15 protein-coding genes and 1 other RNA gene are annotated in these 18,827 nt (G+C 58.0%); 9 read left to right on the top strand and 7 right to left on the bottom strand.

What is annotated here, in order from left to right:
* Nucleotides 1-133 precede the first annotated feature (133 nt).
* The 4 genes from OEU85_RS06905 to OEU85_RS06890 all read left to right on the top strand — a co-directional run bounded on the left by OEU85_RS06905 (nucleotide 134) and on the right by OEU85_RS06890 (nucleotide 6,546).
* Complete coding sequence (locus OEU85_RS06905; RefSeq protein ID WP_262690729.1) at nucleotides 134-3,238, top strand: efflux RND transporter permease subunit; 3,105 nt, start codon at nucleotides 134-136, stop codon at nucleotides 3,236-3,238.
* 56 nt (nucleotides 3,239-3,294) lie between these two features.
* Complete coding sequence (locus tag OEU85_RS06900; protein WP_262690728.1) at nucleotides 3,295-4,392, top strand: efflux RND transporter periplasmic adaptor subunit; 1,098 nt, start codon at nucleotides 3,295-3,297, stop codon at nucleotides 4,390-4,392.
* A 28-nt stretch (nucleotides 4,393-4,420) separates the two neighbouring features.
* Nucleotides 4,421-5,653, top strand: a complete 1,233-nt coding sequence (locus OEU85_RS06895) for a sensor histidine kinase (protein ID WP_262690727.1) — start codon at nucleotides 4,421-4,423, stop codon at nucleotides 5,651-5,653.
* A gap of 80 nt (nucleotides 5,654-5,733) precedes the next feature.
* Complete coding sequence (locus OEU85_RS06890) at nucleotides 5,734-6,546, top strand: LytR/AlgR family response regulator transcription factor (RefSeq protein WP_262690726.1); 813 nt, start codon at nucleotides 5,734-5,736, stop codon at nucleotides 6,544-6,546.
* 273 nt (nucleotides 6,547-6,819) lie between these two features.
* On the opposite strand, the gene OEU85_RS06885 is transcribed toward OEU85_RS06890, so the two are convergent.
* From OEU85_RS06885 to OEU85_RS06860, 6 genes are all read right to left on the bottom strand, one after another.
* Nucleotides 6,820-7,635 (bottom strand): TIGR00282 family metallophosphoesterase, encoded by an 816-nt coding sequence (locus OEU85_RS06885; protein WP_262690725.1) that lies wholly within the window; start codon nucleotides 7,633-7,635, stop codon nucleotides 6,820-6,822.
* A 40-nt stretch (nucleotides 7,636-7,675) separates the two neighbouring features.
* Nucleotides 7,676-8,257: a 5-formyltetrahydrofolate cyclo-ligase gene (locus OEU85_RS06880; RefSeq protein WP_262690724.1), complete on the bottom strand. Its 582-nt coding sequence runs from the start codon at nucleotides 8,255-8,257 to the stop codon at nucleotides 7,676-7,678.
* Nucleotides 8,258-8,297: 40 nt separating this feature from the next.
* A non-coding RNA gene (ssrS, locus tag OEU85_RS06875) (6S RNA) lies at nucleotides 8,298-8,457 on the bottom strand.
* 74 nt (nucleotides 8,458-8,531) lie between these two features.
* Nucleotides 8,532-9,290, bottom strand: a complete 759-nt coding sequence (locus tag OEU85_RS06870; protein ID WP_262690723.1) for a class I SAM-dependent methyltransferase — start codon at nucleotides 9,288-9,290, stop codon at nucleotides 8,532-8,534.
* Nucleotides 9,291-9,305: 15 nt separating this feature from the next.
* On the bottom strand, nucleotides 9,306-9,623 hold the full coding sequence (locus OEU85_RS06865; RefSeq protein WP_262690722.1) for a cell division protein ZapA: 318 nt from the start codon (nucleotides 9,621-9,623) through the stop codon (nucleotides 9,306-9,308).
* A gap of 2 nt (nucleotides 9,624-9,625) precedes the next feature.
* The gene (locus OEU85_RS06860) at nucleotides 9,626-10,135 is read right to left on the bottom strand and encodes a hypothetical protein (protein WP_262690721.1); all 510 of its coding nucleotides are present in this window, start codon (nucleotides 10,133-10,135) and stop codon (nucleotides 9,626-9,628) included.
* A gap of 276 nt (nucleotides 10,136-10,411) precedes the next feature.
* Here OEU85_RS06860 and tkt point away from each other — a divergent pair, with 276 nt between their 5' ends.
* The 5 genes from tkt to thiE all read left to right on the top strand — a co-directional run bounded on the left by tkt (nucleotide 10,412) and on the right by thiE (nucleotide 16,853).
* Nucleotides 10,412-12,412, top strand: a complete 2,001-nt coding sequence (gene tkt, locus OEU85_RS06855) for a transketolase (protein WP_394805388.1) — start codon at nucleotides 10,412-10,414, stop codon at nucleotides 12,410-12,412.
* Between the two features lie 62 nt (nucleotides 12,413-12,474).
* On the top strand, nucleotides 12,475-13,482 hold the full coding sequence (gap, locus tag OEU85_RS06850) for a type I glyceraldehyde-3-phosphate dehydrogenase (RefSeq protein ID WP_262690720.1): 1,008 nt from the start codon (nucleotides 12,475-12,477) through the stop codon (nucleotides 13,480-13,482).
* An 80-nt stretch (nucleotides 13,483-13,562) separates the two neighbouring features.
* A complete protein-coding gene (locus OEU85_RS06845) occupies nucleotides 13,563-14,726 on the top strand; it encodes a phosphoglycerate kinase (protein WP_262690719.1) in 1,164 nt (387 codons plus the stop codon).
* A gap of 272 nt (nucleotides 14,727-14,998) precedes the next feature.
* Nucleotides 14,999-16,063: a class II fructose-bisphosphate aldolase gene (fbaA, locus tag OEU85_RS06840; RefSeq protein WP_262690718.1), complete on the top strand. Its 1,065-nt coding sequence runs from the start codon at nucleotides 14,999-15,001 to the stop codon at nucleotides 16,061-16,063.
* A gap of 139 nt (nucleotides 16,064-16,202) precedes the next feature.
* Nucleotides 16,203-16,853: a thiamine phosphate synthase gene (thiE, locus tag OEU85_RS06835; RefSeq protein WP_262690717.1), complete on the top strand. Its 651-nt coding sequence runs from the start codon at nucleotides 16,203-16,205 to the stop codon at nucleotides 16,851-16,853.
* On the opposite strand, the gene OEU85_RS06830 is transcribed toward thiE, so the two are convergent.
* Nucleotides 16,846-18,705 carry a methyl-accepting chemotaxis protein gene (locus OEU85_RS06830; protein WP_262690716.1) on the bottom strand — a complete coding sequence of 620 codons (1,860 nt, stop codon included), beginning with the start codon at nucleotides 18,703-18,705 and terminating at the stop codon, nucleotides 16,846-16,848. The genes thiE and OEU85_RS06830 overlap by 8 nt on opposite strands.
* Nucleotides 18,706-18,827 lie beyond the last annotated feature (122 nt).

The raw sequence follows: 18,827 nt of genomic DNA, 5'->3' as shown, positions 1-18,827 counted from the left end.
TGGCGTCTGCTTCAGTGCGGCGCCTTGTCGCAGCCGTCATGCGTTTTATCGCATTCAGATTAACGGAGCGCCCCGATGGGTTCATACCGCATTTTGTAACTATATTACAAAGTGGACGCGAGGAACCCCACCCATGAAACTCACAGAGCAGAGCCTGAAAAATCCGGCCGCCGTCATCGTGATTGCCGCTATGGCAATCGTGCTGGGTATCGTCATGCTGTCGAAGCTGCCGGTGCAGCTTTTCCCGGCGATCGAACGCCCGCAGCTGGCGGTGCAAACCTTCTGGCGGGCGGCCAGCCCGTCAGAGATCGAATCAGAGATTGTTGAGCCCATCGAGGAGGTGATGCAGGGCATCCCCGGCCTTGAGGAAATGCGGACTTTCTCGAACCCAAGTTTTGGCTTTGTCTCGCTTGAGTTTGCGCTTGAAACCGACATGGACCGTTCGCTGATTGAGGTAATCAGCCGGCTGAACCGCCTGCCGCCGCTACCGGCCGATGCAGACCGCCCGCAAGTGCTGATGAACGGCGGCGATCCTTCGGGTGAAACCCTGATTTACCTGTTCACCCAGTTCACGGAAAACAGCAAAATATCCCAAAGCGATTACGTCACCTTCATTGAGGACGAAGTGGTGCCCCAGCTTGAAAGCGTTGAGGGCGTTTCCCGTGTATCAGTAGAGGCGGGCAGCGGTTTTGGTGAGCAGTTGCAGATCGAGTTTGACGCAGTACGTGCCGCCGAGCTTGGCATTAACGTCAACGCCATCGCGCGGGTTATCGGCCGCACGGTGGACAGCTCCGGTGGCTACCTTGAAGTGGGCCGCCGCCGGTATCTCCTCAATTTCCAGGGACGGTATGAGCCGTCCGAACTCAGCGCCCAAATACTTGACTGGCGTAATGGCCGGCCTGTCACTCTTGGTGATATCGCCACGGTACGTGTCGCGCCGCCAGACGCCACCCAAGTGGTGTACCAGAACGGCAATCCGGCCGTTGGCATGCGGATCGTGCGCAACAGCGGCGCCAATGTGCTGGCGACTATTGACCGCTTGACCGAAACACTGGATGAGCTGAACGCAGGCATTCTTGCCGAGAAGGGGATCTCGATCCAGAAATCCTTCGATCCGTCTGTCTTCATCAAACGGGCGATCAACCTTCTGTCCACCAACCTGTTTGTTGGCGTGCTGTTGGCGGTGGGTGTTTTGTGGTGGTTCCTGCGGCAGGTGCGCGCGACGCTGCTGATCGCGCTGACAATCCCCGTTTGCCTGCTTACCACCATCATTGTGCTGGCCATGTTTGGCCGAACGGTCAACGTTATCTCGCTGGCGGGGCTGGCGTTTGCCACCGGCATGGTGCTCGACGCCGCGATTGTCGTGCTTGAGAATATCGTGCGGCTGCGGGAACGGGGCGAGAAGCCCAACATAGCATCGCTTACTGGTGCGTCGCAGGTCTGGGGCGCGCTCCTGGCGTCTACCGCTACGACCGTGGCCATTTTTGTGCCCATCCTGTTTCTGAAGGATGTGGAAGGCCAGTTGTTTGCTGATCTCGCGCTTACGATCGCCATTGGCGTCGGTATCTCGCTGATTGTGGCCGTTACGGTGCTACCGGTCGCGGCCCAGCATTGGCTGAAGAAGCTACCCACCAGCGAAAACGCTGGCGGACGCGGCAAGAAATTTGCCGCAAGACTGATGTGGCTGACGGGCACACCGGTTCGCCGCCTGTCGCTGATCGGGGGCCTGATGAGTGGCGCGGTGTTCCTCAGTTGGGCGTTGCTGCCGAACCTCAACTATCTGCCGCCGGTGAAACGCGATGCGGTGGATGCCTTCATGCTGTTCCCGTCCGGCGCCAATGTTGAGACCATTGACAAGGAAATCGCGCAGGTCATCGTCAAACGGCTCGAGCCCTATATGAAGGGTGAAAAAGAACCGGCGCTGAGGAACTATTACATTATCACCTTCCCGAACGGGGCGGCAGGTACACTTGGTATCCGTGCCAAGGATCAGGAAAAAGTGGGTGAACTGCAACGCCTTGTGAACGAGGAAATCCTCGCGGGCTTCCCTGATGTGTTTGCCTTTGGGCAGCAGGGCAACCTGTTCGGTGGCTTCGGCGGCGGCGGGTCTGTACAGTTCAACATCCACTCCAAGGATCTGGATGCCCTGCGCGACGTGACCTCAACGGCCATGCAACTGGTACAGGACAATCTGCCGGGCGCGCGTGCGCAGCCAAACCCAGACCCGAATGTGATCTCGCCCGAGCTGAAGATCCACCCCAATGACCGCCGCCTGGCCGAGGTGGGCTTCACCCGCAATGATGTCGCCCGCATTGTGCGCGCGCTGGGGGACGGTTTGTGGCTTGGCGAACATTTTGACGGTGAACGCCGGGTGGACATGGTGCTGAAGTCGCAGGACTGGTCAGAGCCGGAGATGCTGGAAAGCGTGCCAATTGCCACGCCAAACGGCGGGACCGTCGTGCTGGGTGACCTGGTACAGATCGAACGCGGCGTTGGCCCGACCTTTGTGCAGCGTATGGACCGCAAACGCACCGTCACGCTTAACATCAACCAGCCGGACGGTATGCCGCTTGAGGACATGGTCAAAATCCTCAAGGAGAAGGTTGAGCCTGCCATCAAGCCGCTTCTGCCCCCTGACGGCATCATCAGCTATGGCGGCGATGCGGACTCGCTTGACCGGGCGGTGGGTTCGCTGTCGATGAACTTTGTGCTGGCGCTGGGCCTGCTGTTCATGATTTTGGCGGCGCTATTCCGCTCCCCGCGGGATGCGATGTTTGTGGTTGTCACCATTCCGCTTGCGACCGTGGGCGGCGTGCTGGCGCTTCGCGTCCTCAATATGGTGGCCTTTGCACCGCTGGACCTCCTGACCATGATCGGCTTCATCATCCTGCTGGGTCTGGTGGTCAATAACGCCATCCTTCTGGTCGCGCAGACCCGCGCCGGTGAGGCAGAGGGGCTGACACGGGACGAGGCGGTGGAGCGCGCGCTTGCCCTTCGCATGCGGCCCATCTTCATGAGCACGCTGACATCCATCATGGGCATGCTGCCGCTGGTGCTGTTCCCCGGTGCAGGCAGCGAGATTTACCGCGGCATGGCCACAACAATTGTCGGTGGCATGGCATTGTCGACCGTCTTTACCCTTGTGCTGCTGCCCTGCCTCCTGCGGTTCAAGGAAGCGGGTTTCATTCATGCGGCTGTTGCGCGTCTGCGTGGCCGCAAGCTGCACCCTGCAGAATGATGGACAGAATGATAGGCCGAATGATGAGTAGAATAATAAAAAGCGAGGAATATAGAATGTTTACACTGAGCAAATGGACAAAAGGCATGGGCACGGCGCTGGTTGTTGCCTCTGCCCTGAGTTTTGCGGGCAGCGTTTCCGCACAACAGCAACAACAGCCGCCAGCCCTTGTGGAGGTGGCAGAAGCCAGCGCCGAGATGATGGCTCCGCAAGCTTATATGCCGGGTACGGTTGTCAGCCGGAACGACAGCCGCATCGCGGCCGAGATTTCCGGCAAGGTGAAGTGGGTCGCGCCGGAAGGCACGCTGCTCAAGGAAGGCGATGTGGTGGCGGAAATTGATGACCGCAACCTCCGCCTTGCCCTCGACCGCGCCGAAAGCCAGATCAAACGGCTTGACGCGCGCATCACCTACCTGAAGGCGGACCTTGCCCGTGTGCAGGAACTGGCTGTCAACAAAAACGTGCCGTCTAGCCGGGTTGAAGAAGCCGAAAGCACGCTTTTGATGATGCAGGAAGAACTGGCGCAGGCGCGGGTCACCGCCGAGCAGGCTGAGATCGACCTCGAGCGCACCAAGGTGCGTGCGCCTTTCCCGGGCCGCGTCGTGGAGCGCTTGGCCCAGGCCGGTGAATATTCGGTGCCCGGTCGCCAGATTGCGCGCCTTGTGGACACAGAGCACCTTGAGGTCAGCGCGCAGGCGCCGGTCACCTTGTCCGCTATGCTGATGGACGGGCAGTCTGTTGTGCTGAGGCGCGACGCATTGGTGGTGGACACCAGCATCCGCGCCATCATTCCGGTGGGGGACAGCCTGAGCCGCACCATGGAAATTCGGGTCAGTGTACCGGCGGGCAGCCGCTACGTGGTTGGCACGGCAGTGCAGGTTGGCGTGCCTTCAAGCGCGCCACAGCAGGTGGTGGCCGTGCCGCGTGATGCCCTCGTGCTGAGGAACGATGGCACCTATGTATACCGTGTGAAGGACGACAACACGGCAGAACGTATGCTGGTGACCACGGGGGCCGCCACCGGCAGGCGTGTGGCTGTCACCGGTGGGATAGAGCATGGCGACAAGGTCATTGTGCGGGGCGGTGAACGGCTGCGCCCCGGCCAGGCGGTGCAACTGCGTGAAGGTAGCACGCAGGTTGCCAACGGCCGCTAGACGCCTTTCGCCGTGTTTCGAGTAGCAGATGGCAAGCGTTGACAAAAACAGTGTTGGCGAAGGGCCCCAAGGGGCCCATAATGCCCGCGATGCGGGGGCGGTATTCGACGTCCCCGCCCGCGGGTTTTCTAATGACAGTTTGGAAAACCCGGAGTTTGAAATCAGGGAACGTCGGGGGCAGCTGTCGCGTATGGACAGTCTATTAGGGTCAAAAGAACGCACATTCTGGACATTTCAGGTTGGGGGCTGGATAGGCTATAGCTTCCTGCGTACCTTTCAGGCCATCACCAATGGCCAAGACCTTTATTATTTCTCATGGGTGATTATCGCCGCGGCGCTTGTCGGCCTGTCGATGACCACCATGCTGCGCCAGCTGTACCGCATGGCGCGTAACTGGCCGCTGCAGTGGCTTCTTTTGTTTGTGGTTTCCATCTGCGGGGCGTGCGGGCTTTTGTTCTCGATGATCGAGCTTTACATCGCGCCGCGCATTGTGCCCGGCCTGCCGCCCTTCTCGGGGCTTGAGATGTTTGGCAACGCCATGTTTGAGACCACGGCCCTGTTCGCCTGGTCGGCGCTTTATTTTGGCTATCACTATTACCAAAGCATGCGTGAACAGCAGGAACAGGTGTTGAAGGCCACGGCCATGGCGCATCAGGCGCAGCTCAAGATGCTCCGGTACCAGCTTAACCCGCATTTCCTGTTTAACACGCTGAACGCTATCTCCACCCTTGTGCTGGAACGGGCGGAGACGGACGCCAACAAGATGCTGACCAAGCTGTCGAGCTTCCTGCGCTTCACGCTGGTCAACCAGCCCACCCAGCGCATCACGCTGGAGCAGGAGCTCTATGCCCTTGGGCTTTACCTCGATATCGAGAATGTGCGTTTTGAAGACCGGCTGACGGTCAATTTTGACATTGATGACGACGCCAAAACCGCGCTGATCCCCAGCCTTTTATTACAGCCGCTTATCGAGAACGCGATCAAATATGCCATCGCGCCTTCGATCGAGGGGGGCACTATCTGTGTCAGCGCGCATGTGGACGGCGATAAGCTGGTGGTGGTGTTGAAGGACGACGGCCCTGGTATCGCCGACCTTGGCAACATCGTCAGCCAGTCAGGCTCGGGGGTTGGGATCGTCAACACCAAAGAACGCCTGATGCAGATTTACGGACCACGGCACCGCTTCACGCTCCAGAACCGGGAGCCACGGGGCCTGGGTATTTTTATTGAAATTCCTTGTGAACGGGAAAAACGCTCCTAGAATCGTAAGACTGGGAATCGTAAGACTGGGAATCGCAAGGCGGGAGCGCTTGTGGCGCAAAGACCTACGGGACTGATTTTATGGCTAAAATTCGCACGATACTGGTAGATGATGAACCGCTCGCCATTCGCGGGCTGTCGATCCGGCTGAAACCTTTTGAGGACGTGGAGGTGGTGGACACTTGCTCCAACGGACGGGAAGCCGTGCGCGCCATCAAGGAACTGAAGCCGGACCTTGTGTTCCTCGATATCCAGATGCCGGGTTTTGACGGTTTTTCGGTGTTGCGTTCGCTGGTGGGCGAAGCCGAAATCCCGCTCGTGGTGTTTGTCACTGCCTATGACCAGTATGCGCTTGAGGCCTTTGAGGCCCACGCGCTTGATTACCTGCTCAAACCGGTGGAGGAAGAACGCCTGAGCGAGGCCATGGGCCGCGTGCGCGAGCATATGGCGCAGCGGGTGGCGATTGAGCAGAACGCCCGCCTTGTGGAACTGATCGAAAACCTGCAGGACCCGCCGGTGGAGGCGCTGACCGCGCTTCTGGAAAAACCGGTCGAAAGCAAGGAAGCGCGCTTTGACCCGCACCTGCGCATCAAGGACCGCGGCCATATCACCATTGTCGATGTGGCGGACGTGGATTTCATCGACGCGGCGGGCGATTATATGTGCATTCACGTGGGGGCGAAAACCCACATCCTGCGTGAGACGATGAAAACCATGGAACGCCGGCTTGACCCCAAAATCTTCCAGCGCGTTCACCGCTCCACCATCGTCAACCTCGACAAGGTGCGCGAAGTGAAACCGCATTCAAACGGCGAATGTTTCCTCACCCTTGAAAACGGCACCGAGCTGAAGGTCAGCCGGTCGTATAAAGATGTAGTTGGGCGCTTTTTGTGAGGTGAAATGGTAGGGGGAGTAGATGCAAACGAAGGAAATAAAATCCATTAATGAGCTTGTGTCTGCGGTGCAATCTGATACCGCTGACTGGCGGAATGATGGATTTGTCCGGCCTTAGTTTCATGGTGTGTCTGACGCAAAACAGTATACTCTTCTGCCTTTTCTCCCTCCCGTCACTCACCGGCTTGACCGGTGAGTCCATGGTGGCGTTGGGGTGCGTTGGCGGGTGTGGATTCGCCGATCAAGTCGTCGAATGACGACGTGTGGCGAGGCTTAGAGGCTCGGCACATGCTCCATCAGGCGTGGGCCCATCCTGAGCGGCTCGATGCGCTTCGCGAGGCCTGTGCGGTCGTCGGTTTCGACGAAGGTGCCGCAGATGGTGGCCTCGCCGTCGGCGGGGCTGTAGCGTTCCTTGTTCATTTTGGTCAGGAAGCGGCTGATGGGCTCTTCCTTATTCATGCCAATCACGCTGTTATAGTCGCCGCACATGCCTGCGTCCGTCTGGTAGGCGGTGCCGCCATCCAATATCTGGCAGTCTGCGGTGGGCACATGGCTGTGGGTGCCGACAACAAGGCTGACGCGGCCGTCAAGGAAGTGGCCCATGGCCATTTTCTCTGACGTGGCCTCGCCGTGAAAATCCACGATAATGGCGTTGGCCGTCACACCAAGGCGGTATTTTTTGAGCACCGCATCAACGGCGCGGAACGGGCATTCCATTGCGTTCATGAACACGCGGCCCATGGCGTTGATGACCAGCACCTTTTTGCCCCTGGGGGCATTATAAAGCGCGAAGCCGCGCCCCGGCGTGCCTTCGGGATAGTTGATCGGCCTCAAGATACGGTCGTCATTGTCAATCGCAGACAGGATTTCCTTCTGGTCGAAGGTGTGGTTGCCGCCGGAGATCACATCGGCGCCAGCCTGAATGGTGCTGCCGGCGATCTTGCTGGTGATGCCAAAGCCCGAGGCGGCGTTTTCGCCGTTAACGACAACAAAATCGAGTTTCAGTTTCTCGCGCAAGGTGGGCAGGGCGCTATCGGCGGCAGTGCGGCCGGACCGGCCCATGAGGTCACCCAAAAACAAAAGTCGCATAAAAATCAGTGCCTACTGGTTGGTTATGGCGCGGTGACGGCTATACAGCCTGCTTGCGTGGCAGAATCACGCCTTCTTCGGTGATCACGCCCTGAAGCGGCCAGTCGTGCGCCTCTCTGGGCACATGATCAACGATTTGGGCGCCAAAGGCAAAGCCAAAAGCCTTTATCTCGCTGTGCATGGCAAGCGTGCGGTCATAATAGCCGCCGCCCCAGCCAAGGCGGTAACAGTCCGCGTCATAGGCAAGCAGGGGCACAATCAGCGCGCTGGGCACCACGTCGGGGGCTTCGGCGGTTGGATGCATGGTGCCAAAGGGGCCAGCGTCCAGCGGGTCCCCCTCCGCCCACAGGCGGAAGCTCAGCGGCGTTGCCTTCGCGGTCACCACCGGCAGTGCGGTGCGGTAGCCCGCGCGGGCGAGGGCGTGCATCAGGAATCTGGGATCAAGCTCATCACCCATCGGCAGGTACGCACCGATGATGGCCTGTTTCTCAAAACTGTTGAAAAGCCCAAGACCATGGCGTGCTGCAGCTTCCGCCGCCTTGATGCCATACATCTCATGCGCGCCCATACGAATGCGTTTTGCGTCTTCCCGCATCGTCATTTTGTCTTGGACGGTGGTCATGGTATTGGCGTTCCTGAGGGTGGTTTGTTGGGTTGTGGGTGCGGGGACCGCGACTGCCGTTTGAAGTTTGTACCCTCTGGAACCTGACAAGTCAGGTGGGCGCCGTTTGGATGGGACCACGGTCCCGCCCAGGGACAGCTCCCTAGAGGTATTTATAGCCCCAGGGGTTACTGCGTATCGCACGCACAGTGCAGAGCCCGCGGGCGTGTATGTAAGCCTTCACGCGCCACTATGCAATAGCAGGCGTGCGCGCTACCCCGATTGTGATGTGTGCCTAAAGGCTGCGCAGGAAGTCAAGCAGCTCGCCCGCGTCGTTGAACTTCATTGCTGAAGCTTCGGCGACACGCTCCATGATCAACTGGCGTGAGGGGCGGCAATCGGGGTCGATGTCATAAAGCCGGAACAAGCCACTTGGGTGCGCCTCGATAAATTCCCACTTCAGTGGGAAGTCCTTGTGCGCAAAGGCATAGGCCGCCTGCCATACGTTGCCGGTCCAGAAGCGGGTCTGCTGCGTTGGCGTGGCAACAGCAAGCGAGATTGGCAGCACGTCATGTGACAGGATCTCACCGCCTGGTTTCAGCACAGAAAGCGCGTGATAAATGTCCTTCGCTGTCTGGCGGGCTTCGTGCAGGCCATCAAGGAAGATCAGGTCAAACGCCTGCGCGTATCGTTCGCTGTGCTCGAAGAAAAAATCGTCGCTCAGCATGCCATAGAGTGTGGGCTCACACTCAAGCGGGTGCTTGATGTCAAAGGCCGGGTCCACGCCAACGGCCTTGCAGCCGGGTGCCGCCAGCATCAGCGCGTCACCCCAGCGCACGCCAACTTCCAGATAGTCTCTAACGCCTGCCTTGTGTTTGGTGCTCAGGTAGTTTTTATACTCAAGGTCGGGGAATTCCCGCGTGGCCAGTGCCTCATGAATACGCATCAGCTTGGCGGCCACGTCCTTGTTGCGTGGCTGCCTGAGCAGATGATCTTCCACCATTCGCAGTTCTGCCTTGCTACCGGTTTTCAAATTGACTGAAACTTGGTTCATGAATCGCCTTGCTTCCTAACCCGCACTCAGCCGGTCGGTGATGCCTTCAACTTCAGCCGCCACTTCATTGAGGACCGTCGCCATGTCTGCTTCTGTCAGACCGCCTACCAGGCCGGGACCACCGCCAGTGGACATGCTGTCATGCAGTTCGTCCGCGATCAGCACCGCAGCCATCAGCAGCAGGCGGTTTTCCGCCACATGGCCAAGCTTGGATGTCAGGTCCTTGCATTTGTCATTCACATAGGTCGCCAGTTTGGTGAGGCGCTCCTGATCGCCTTCCGCGCATACAAGCGGGTAGGTCTTGCCGTTAACTGATACATTGATCTGCGCCATTTTTATGCACTCCCTACCATGGTTTCAAGGCGGCCGATTGCGCCGTCCAGCTCCGCCCGCACACCGCTGCGCTCAGCCTCAAGTTCCGTGATGCGGTTCTTGAGCCTGGCATTTTCCGCCGCAAGTTCCGGGCTTGCGTCATCACCATTCCATTCCGTGCCCTTGGCATTTTCCATTGCCTCAAGCTCGTCCTGCAGATGGGCATACTGACGCTTGAGTAGCTGATAGTTCTGTTCAAGCGCGGTTTTTTCCGCCTCCAGTGCGGCAAGAGCTTCGGACTGGTCTTCAGGTACCTCTATCAGCGCATTGGCCGCCACCTGCTCATGGAGCTTCAGGTTTTCCTTCTCAAGCGTGGTCACTCGTTCCACGAGCGCCATCTTCTCTTCAGCAATCTCGCGGGCGGCGTTGACGGTCTCGCGTGTACTGGCCACACCCTGCGCAAGACGGGACAGCGCGCTTTCGAGTCGCGTGCGGGCACCTTCAAGCTCGGTCGGTTTGTTGTTGTCAGCCATGGTTATGGTCCCCCATTTGCCAGCCGCGATGCACAGTGGTGTGCGGGGCCGGATTCGGCATGTTTCCGCCGAAGATAGGTGTTCGGGGGCGGCGGCGTCAATCGCCATCGCACATGCCGCGGCTAATAAAAGCGGGCTTTACCGGCCTAAAAGCGGCTTCTCGGTTGACTAGCGGGGCCTTCCCGGCCATTTTGGCCCAAATTTTTCGGCGCTCCTCTCGTGGCTACCACCAAGGCCGCGTGCGGGTCGCACAGCCCCAGAGACAAGTAGACCAAGATGCACGATACTGAAATCAGCCAAGAAGACCTCCTGCAAACCCGTATGGCCAACGCGATCCGCGCCCTTTCGATGGATGCGGTACAGAAAGCCAACTCGGGCCACCCCGGCATGCCCATGGGCATGGCCGATGTGGCAACGGTCCTGTTCACGAAATTCATGAACTTCGATCCCGCGTGGCCAACATGGCCGAACCGGGACCGCTTTGTGCTGTCCGCAGGTCACGGCTCCATGCTCATTTACTCGCTGCTGCACCTGACAGGCTATGAGCGCCCGACGATGGACGATCTCAAGAATTTCCGCCAGCTTCACAGCCCGACCGCAGGCCACCCCGAGTTTGGCGAATGTCCGGGTGTCGAGACGACAACCGGCCCGCTTGGGCAGGGCCTCGCCACCAGCGTGGGCATGGCGATTGCAGAACGTCTGTCGAACACCGAATATGGCACCGACATTACCGACCACTATACCTATGTGTTGGCTGGTGATGGTTGCCTGATGGAAGGTGTGAGCCAGGAAGCAATTTCGCTGGCCGGTCACCTGAAACTTTCCAAGATGATTGTGCTGTGGGACGATAACTCCATCTCCATCGATGGCGGCACCGATCTTTCCACCAGCGAGGACCACGGCGCACGCTTTGAAGCCGCTGGCTGGCACGTGCAGGCTGTTGACGGTCACGATATGGAAGCCGTTGAAGCTGCCATTCAGGAAGCCAAGAACAGCGACCAGCCTTCGATGATCGCTTGCCGCACCACCATTGGCTATGGTGCCCCCAACAAACAGGGTACATCGGCGACCCACGGTGCGCCGCTGGGTGATGACGAGATCAAGGCAACGCGTGAATTTCTCGGTTGGGACCATGCTCCGTTTGAAATCCCGGCTGATGTGCGGGACGCATGGCTTGAAGCTGGCAGCCGCGGCAAAACTGTATCGGCTGAGTGGAAGAAGAAATTCGACGGTCTCGACGCTTTCGTGAAAGAAGACTTTGAGCGCCGCGCAAACAAAGACATGCCGAAAGGCTTCACCGCCGCGATCAACGAATATAAAGCCAAGCTTGCTGCTGAGCCTGTAAAGGTTGCTACCCGCAAGGCAAGCCAGATGGCGCTTGAAGTGATCAATGGCGTGGTGCCCGAGACGATCGGTGGCTCGGCTGACCTTACCGGCTCCAACCTTACAAAAACCAGCCAGACAGCGCCCATCACGGCAGATGATTTTTCCGGCCGTTACATGTACTACGGCATCCGCGAGTTTGAAATGTGCGCGGCGATGAATGGTATCTCGCTGTATGGCCAGCATGTGCCTTATGGTGGCACCTTCCTTGTGTTCACCGACTATGCCCGTCCGGCGATCCGCCTTGCGGCGCTGATGAAACAGCGCACCATCTATGTGATGACGCATGACAGCATTGGTCTTGGCGAAGACGGCCCGACCCACCAGCCGGTGGAACATATTCCGAGCCTGCGCGCGATGCCGAACCTGAACGTGTTCCGGCCCTGTGATGCTGTTGAAACAGCCGAGTGCTGGGCACTGTCGCTCGAGAGCAAGGAAACACCTTCCGTTCTGTCGCTCACACGCCAAGGTACCATCCAGCAGCGTGTTGATCATACGGACGAGAACCTTTGTGCCAAGGGTGGGTACATCCTCAAGGAAGCCTCCAGTGCGCCAAAGGTGGTGCTGATGGCCTCCGGCTCTGAGGTTGAGCTTGCCGTTGCCGCCCGCGAGACGCTGGAAGCGGACGGCGTGCCGACCCGCGTGGTTTCCATGCCGTGCCTTGAGCTGTTTGACGCGCAGGACGCTGCTTATAAGGCGAGCGTACTGCCGGAAGGCACCGTCCGTGGCTCAATCGAGGCAGCTTCCTCATATGGCTGGGCTAAATACACCGGCCTTGACGGCGTGAATATCGGTATCGACAGCTTTGGTGCATCAGCGCCTGCGGACCAACTTTACAAGCATTTTGGCATCACGGCTGACGCGCTTGTTGCAGCGGTGCGCGAGAAGCTTTAAGAAAGTCTTAACCACAAAATATTGCCCCTACTGACCATCAATTTTCCAGGAGGACCCCGCGGATGACAGTTCGTGTTTCCATCAACGGTTTTGGCCGGATCGGCCGTAACGTGCTTCGTGCCATCTATGAAAGCGGCCGTACCGACATCAAGGTTGTTGCCATCAACGACCTTGGCGATGTTGATATGAACGCATACCTTCTCAAGCGTGACAGCGTACACGGCCCGTTCCCGGGTGAGGTAAGTGTTGACGGTGACTTTATCGTTGTGAACGGTGACCGCATCCGCGTGACCGCCATCCGCAACCCTGAGGAACTGCCATGGGGTGAAGAAAAGGTCGATGTGGCGATGGAATGCACCGGCATCTTCACCGCGCGTGACAAGGCCGCGATGCATCTGACCGCTGGCGCCAAAAAAGTGCTGATCTCGGCACCGGGCGCAAATGCCGACAAAACCATCGTCTATGGTGTGAACCACGACAGCCTGACGGCGGAGGATACGGTTGTCTCCAACGCGTCCTGCACCACCAACTGCCTGTCGCCGGTTGCCAAGGTCCTCAATGACCTCGTGGGCATCGAGCGTGGGTACATGACCACCGTTCACGCCTACACAGGCGACCAGCCGGTCCTCGACACCCTGCACTCGGACCCGCGCCGTGCGCGTGCTGCTGCGCTTTCCATGATCCCGACCTCAACGGGTGCCGCGAAAGCTGTCGGCCTTGTGCTGCCGGAACTGGCTGGCAAGCTTGACGGTTCCGCTGTGCGTGTGCCAACGCCAAACGTTTCCATGGTTGACCTGAAGTTTGATGCCGCCCGCGCGACAACAGCGGATGAGATCAACGCGGCGATCAAGGCTGCGGCTGAAGGCGAGCTCAAGGGCGTACTCGGTTACGAAGACATGCCCGCCGTGAGCATTGACTTCAACCACAACCCGAACAGCTCGACGTTTGACAGCAGCCAGACCAAGGTTATCGACGGCAAGTTCGTCCGTATCCTGACCTGGTACGACAACGAATGGGGCTTCTCCAACCGCATGTCCGACACCGCGGTTGCGATGGCCAAACTCGGCTAAGCTTTGATAAGCGAACAAACATAGGGCGGCCCATTAGGTCGCCCTTTTTTGTCCAACCAGATTTTTCGGAGTTTTGATCAATGGCTTTCAAACGTATTTCCGACCTTGGTGACCTCACCGGCAAGACCGCCGTTGTGCGTGTTGACCTCAACGTGCCGATGGCTGACGGCAAGGTGTCGGACGACACCCGGCTGCAGGCTGTGAAACCGACGGTGGATGCTATCGCGGCCCTAGGCGGCCGCTCGATCCTTCTCGCGCACTTTGGCAGGCCGAAGGGTGAGGTGGTGCCAGAGATGTCCCTGAAGCCCGTTGTGCCGGCGCTTGCAAGCGTGCTTGGCCGCTCTGTCGGTTTTGCGGAGCTGGGTGACGAGCTGCCCGACGATGAGGTGGTGGTGATCGAGAATACCCGTTTTTTCCCCGGCGAGGAAAAAAACGACCCGGCGCTTGCGAAAAAGTTCGCGGCCCTTGGTGACGTATATGTCAACGATGCTTTCTCAGCCGCGCACCGGGCGCATGCGTCCACTGAAGCTGTGGCGCATCTGCTGCCGTCTGCGGCGGGCGAAACCATGGGCGCGGAACTGGAAGCGCTTGAAAAGGCGCTCGGGGAGCCCAAACGCCCGGTGGTGGCTGTTGTAGGCGGTGCCAAGGTGTCCTCCAAGCTGGCTGTGCTTGAAAACCTTGTCGCCAAGGTAAACCACCTCATCATCGGTGGTGGCATGGCAAACACCTTCCTTTATGCACAAGGCTACGACGTGGGCGCCAGCCTGTGCGAAAAGGATCTGAAGGACACGGCGCTGCGGATTCTGGAAAACGCCCAAAAAGCCGATTGTGCCGTGCACCTGCCAACCGATGTGGTTGTCGCCAAAGAGTTCAAGGCATGTGCCGAAAACAAGGTGAAGGCGGTGGACGCCGTGGCGCAGGATGAGATGATCCTTGATGCTGGCCCAGCCACCGTCAGTACGCTCACTAAAGTGCTGGCGGAGTGCAAGACGCTGGTGTGGAACGGCCCGATGGGTGCGTTCGAGATGGAACCCTTCGACGCGGCAACCGTTGGTCTCGCGCAAGCTGCTGGCAAGCTGACGGACGAGGGCAAGCTTTTGACTGTGGCGGGTGGCGGGGACACCGTGGCGGCGCTCGCGCATGCCGGCGTGAAGGATAACTTCACTCATATCTCAACGGCAGGTGGCGCCTTCCTTGAGTGGATGGAAGGCAAGGAGCTTCCCGGCGTGGTTGCGCTCGGCTAATTTTATCATCCGAATCAGCAAAGCCTCCGCCCAACCAGTCGGGGGCTTTTTTTGTGTCCCGAGTCGGGCGGGAAAATGACCATGCTAAATTGACAGCGCTGCCATTTCCATAAAGCCGACAAGTTTCCAGTAAATACTAGTGAAAATAGGGTTTTTCATCCCATCTTGCGTTGCAGCAGATCGGGCATTTGTGTATCTAGAGCCCACCGGTTCCACGCAACATAAAACAAAAGAATCGGGCCCCAAAAAGCTGGAAAATACAGGGAATTATCATGAAACCAGGTGTCGTATTCGGCGAAGACTATGCGGCCCTCGTCCAGAACTGCAAGGACAAGGGCTATGCGCTACCCGCCGTGAATGTGGTGAGCACCAACTCCATCAACGCAGTGATGGAAGCCGCCGCCAAAAACCGTTCGGATGTGATCATCCAGTTCTCCAACAGCGGTGCACAGTTTTATGCCGGTAAGGGCATGAAAGACAGCTTTGGCGCCAAGGTTCTGGGCGCGGTATCCGCTGCCCGTCACGTACAGTTGCTGGCCGAACATTACGGCATTTGTGCTATCCTCCACACTGATCATGCCAATATGAGCCTGGTGCCGTGGGTTGAGGCGCTGGTGGAAGAAAGCCGCAAGAATATCAAGCGTGAAGGTGTGCCGCTGTACACCAGCCATATGCTTGACTTGTCGGAAGAGGCGATTGACGAGAACCTTGACGTTTGCGCGCGCGTTCTGAAGGACATGACGCCGCTGGGCATGAGCCTTGAAATCGAGCTTGGCGTGACCGGTGGTGAAGAGGACGGTGTCGGTGCCGACGTGGGGGACGACTTCGAGAACCCCAGCCTTTATACTCAGCCGGAAGACGTGCTGAAGGCTTATGACCTGCTGACGCCCCTTGGCCATTTTTCCGTTGCTGCATCGTTTGGTAATGTGCACGGCGTCTATAAGCCGGGTAATGTGAAGCTGCGACCTGAGATTTTGAAACATAGCCAGGCGCTTGTCGCAAAAGAACGCGGTACGGGTGATAACCCGCTGAACTTTGTGTTCCACGGCGGTTCGGGCTCCGAGAAAGAGAAGATCACCGAGGCGGTTGGATACGGCGTGTTCAAGATGAACATCGACACCGACACCCAGTTCGCCTTCTCGCGCGCGGCGGGCCAGTATGTGAATGAGAACCCGGACGCGTTCAAATGGCAGGTTCACCCTGAAACCGGCACACCGTTCAAGAAACAGTATGATCCGCGTGTGTGGCTGAGGAAATGTGAAGAGTCGATGGCCGCGCGCCTTGACGAAGCATTCAAGGACCTTGGTGCGCAGGGCCAGTCGATGGCTGACGCCTAAAAGCCACAACAGACAACTATTGCGAACGGGGCGGCTTTGGCTGCCCCGTTTTTGTTGTTTTTAACAGACGCCACTTCCCGCGGCCGGTAAAATCGGGCATATGCGAGGGAACCGCAGTCAATTGAGGTAGGAGCATACCATGTCGCAAAACCCGGAAGCTTGTCGGCTGTACCTGATCACCCCGGATGAAATCACCGACCTGGCCGCGTTTGCCAGCCTGCTGGATGACGCGCTGGCGGCGGGCGACGTTGCCTGTGTGCAGCTTCGCCTCAAAGGAGCTGAGGATGATGAGATCATCAAGGCGGCCAAGGCGCTCATGCCTATCTGCCACAAGTATGATGTGGCCTTTTTTATCAATGACCGCGCTGATATCGCCGCAGAAGTGGACGCGGATGGCGTGCACCTAGGCCAGGATGACGGCGATGTGCCCTCGGCCCGCACTCTGTTGGGGCACAATAAGGATATTGGCGTCACCTGTCATGATAGCCTGCACCTTGCGTATAAGGCCGGGGAGGAGGGCGCCAATTATGTTGCCTTTGGTGCGTTTTTCCCGAGCGAGACCAAAACCACGGAATATCAGCCCGAGGTTGATCTCCTGAGCGTGTGGGACGAGGTAACCGAGATCCCCTGTGTGGCCATTGGTGGCATCACCCCGGAGAATTGCGGCGAACTCGCGGAAGCGGGCGCACATTTCGTTGCGGTGTGCTCAGCGGTGTGGAAGCATGCTGAAGGCCCCGCGGCTGCGGTGCGGGCCTTCAACGAAGCACTTGGCCTTACGCAGGTTATTTGATCGCAGTAACCTGATTGCTGGCGTGTTCCGCATGCTGGTGTGTGTTATCAACCTCGCCCGCCAAAGTGCACAGGCTTTGGTTGATGTCGGCGACTGAGGTCGCAGCGGTTTGCATGTTCGCAGAGATTTCCCGCGTGACAGCACTTTGCTCTTCAATCGCGCCGGCGATGCCGGTCACGCTGGTTTGAAGGTCATGAACGGATGCTGTTATGCTTGAAAGTTGATTGGCTGCCGTATCGGATACGGACTGCATATGCTCAATCTCCTCAGAGATTTGCCCGGTTGCTGCGGCAACCTGCGTCGCCAGACCCTTGACTTCACCCGCCACAATGGCAAAACCTCGCCCGGCTTCGCCTGCGCGCGCAGACTCAATCGTGGCGTTGAGTGCGAGAAGGTTGATCTGGGCCGCGATGTCCTCGATCATCTCCACAATCTTGTTCATGGCAGTGGCGGCTGTTTTCAACTCCTGTGTTGAGGTGTTGGCGAGTTGGGCATCCTCCGCGGTCTTGTCGGACGATGTCCGTGCCAGCGCGACACTGTGGGCGAGATCCTGAAACGACGCGTTCAGTTCTTCGGCTGCCGCAGCAACAGTTTGCACCATGGCGTCAGTTTCTGTCGCGGCGGACGAGGCTGATGTCGCCTGCTCATCCGCGACCCGCGAACTGGCAAGTATCTGGTCCAGATCGCCAAACACAGTTTTTGCCACTTCCTCACGCCGCATGCGATCCACATGCACATTGGTGATGTCGGTTGCGAATTTCACCACCTTGACAACTTCGCCGTCCGGGCCAAGAACCGGATTATACGTCGCCCGCAGCCATATTTCGCGTCCGCCCTTGCCGACGCGCCTGTACTGCGCAGACTGGAATTGTCCCTTGCCAAGTGCCTGCCAGAATGCCGCGTATTCTTTGCTTTGGCGTGTGCCTTCATCGACAAACAGGCTATGTTTCCTGCCTTTGATTTCATCCAGCCGGTAGCCAACAACCGCGAGGAAGTTATCGTTCGCCGTTATGATGGTGCCATCCAGTTCAAATTCGATAACGGCCTGGGCCTTGTTGATGGCCTTGATTTTACCTTCATAGTCGGCGTTTCTCAGTTTGCGTTCTGTAATGTCAGTAGCGAACTTCACCACCTTGATGGGCTGGCCTTCGTCATTCAGAATAGGGTTATAGCTGGCCTCAAGCCAGACGACCTTGCCACCTTTGCCAAGGCGCATAAACTGGGTGCGTAAGGACTTGCCAGCACGCAGGTCATCCCAGAAGGCTAGATACTCTGGTGTTTTTCTATGCTTCTCCGGCACAAACAGGCTGTGAGATCGGCCAACAATCTCTTCCAGTTCATAGCCCATGGTGGCAAGGAAATTCCTGTTGGCGGTGATGACTGTACTGTCGAGGTTGAATTCAATAACGGCTTGCGCGGTGTCGAGCGCTTTCATCTTGCCGCGCATGTCAAGGTCAACTTCATGATTAGCGCTTTGGTCGTTCGCCAGTTTCAGCACGTGGCTGACATTGCCGTGCATGTCGCGCATGGGCAGATAGATGGCCTGCAGCCATATCGGCTTGCCGCCCTTGGCAATGCGCTTGAAGGTGGTTGACCGGCATTTTCCAGCCCGCAGGTCACGCCAGAATGCGTCGTAGCCTGGGCTCTGCGCTTCCGCAGCGTCCATGAAAATGCGGTGGTGCTGGCCCACTATTTCAGCAAGCTCATAACCCATGATGTCAAGGAACTTGTTGTTGGCATTCAGGATAGTACCATCAACCGTAAAGTCGATTATCGCCTGCGTTTCATCAAGGGCGGTGTATAATTCGTCGTGTCTTTTGCCGAAGATCGGCACTTTCAAATCAAAAAACATATTTCACATGACCCCTATCGTGGAAATAACCTCCATATAGGTAGCGAATTTTGTTTAATGAACATTTAAAAAATATCATAAAATTGGTATTTCTTCCGTGATGATTGTGTAATTCAGGTGTT

This window comes from Kordiimonas aestuarii (assembly GCF_025574465.1).
GTDB lineage: Bacteria > Pseudomonadota > Alphaproteobacteria > Sphingomonadales > Kordiimonadaceae > Kordiimonas > Kordiimonas aestuarii.
The sequence above is the reverse complement of the archived record's forward strand: the minus strand, read 5'-3'. Positions and strand labels throughout refer to the sequence as shown.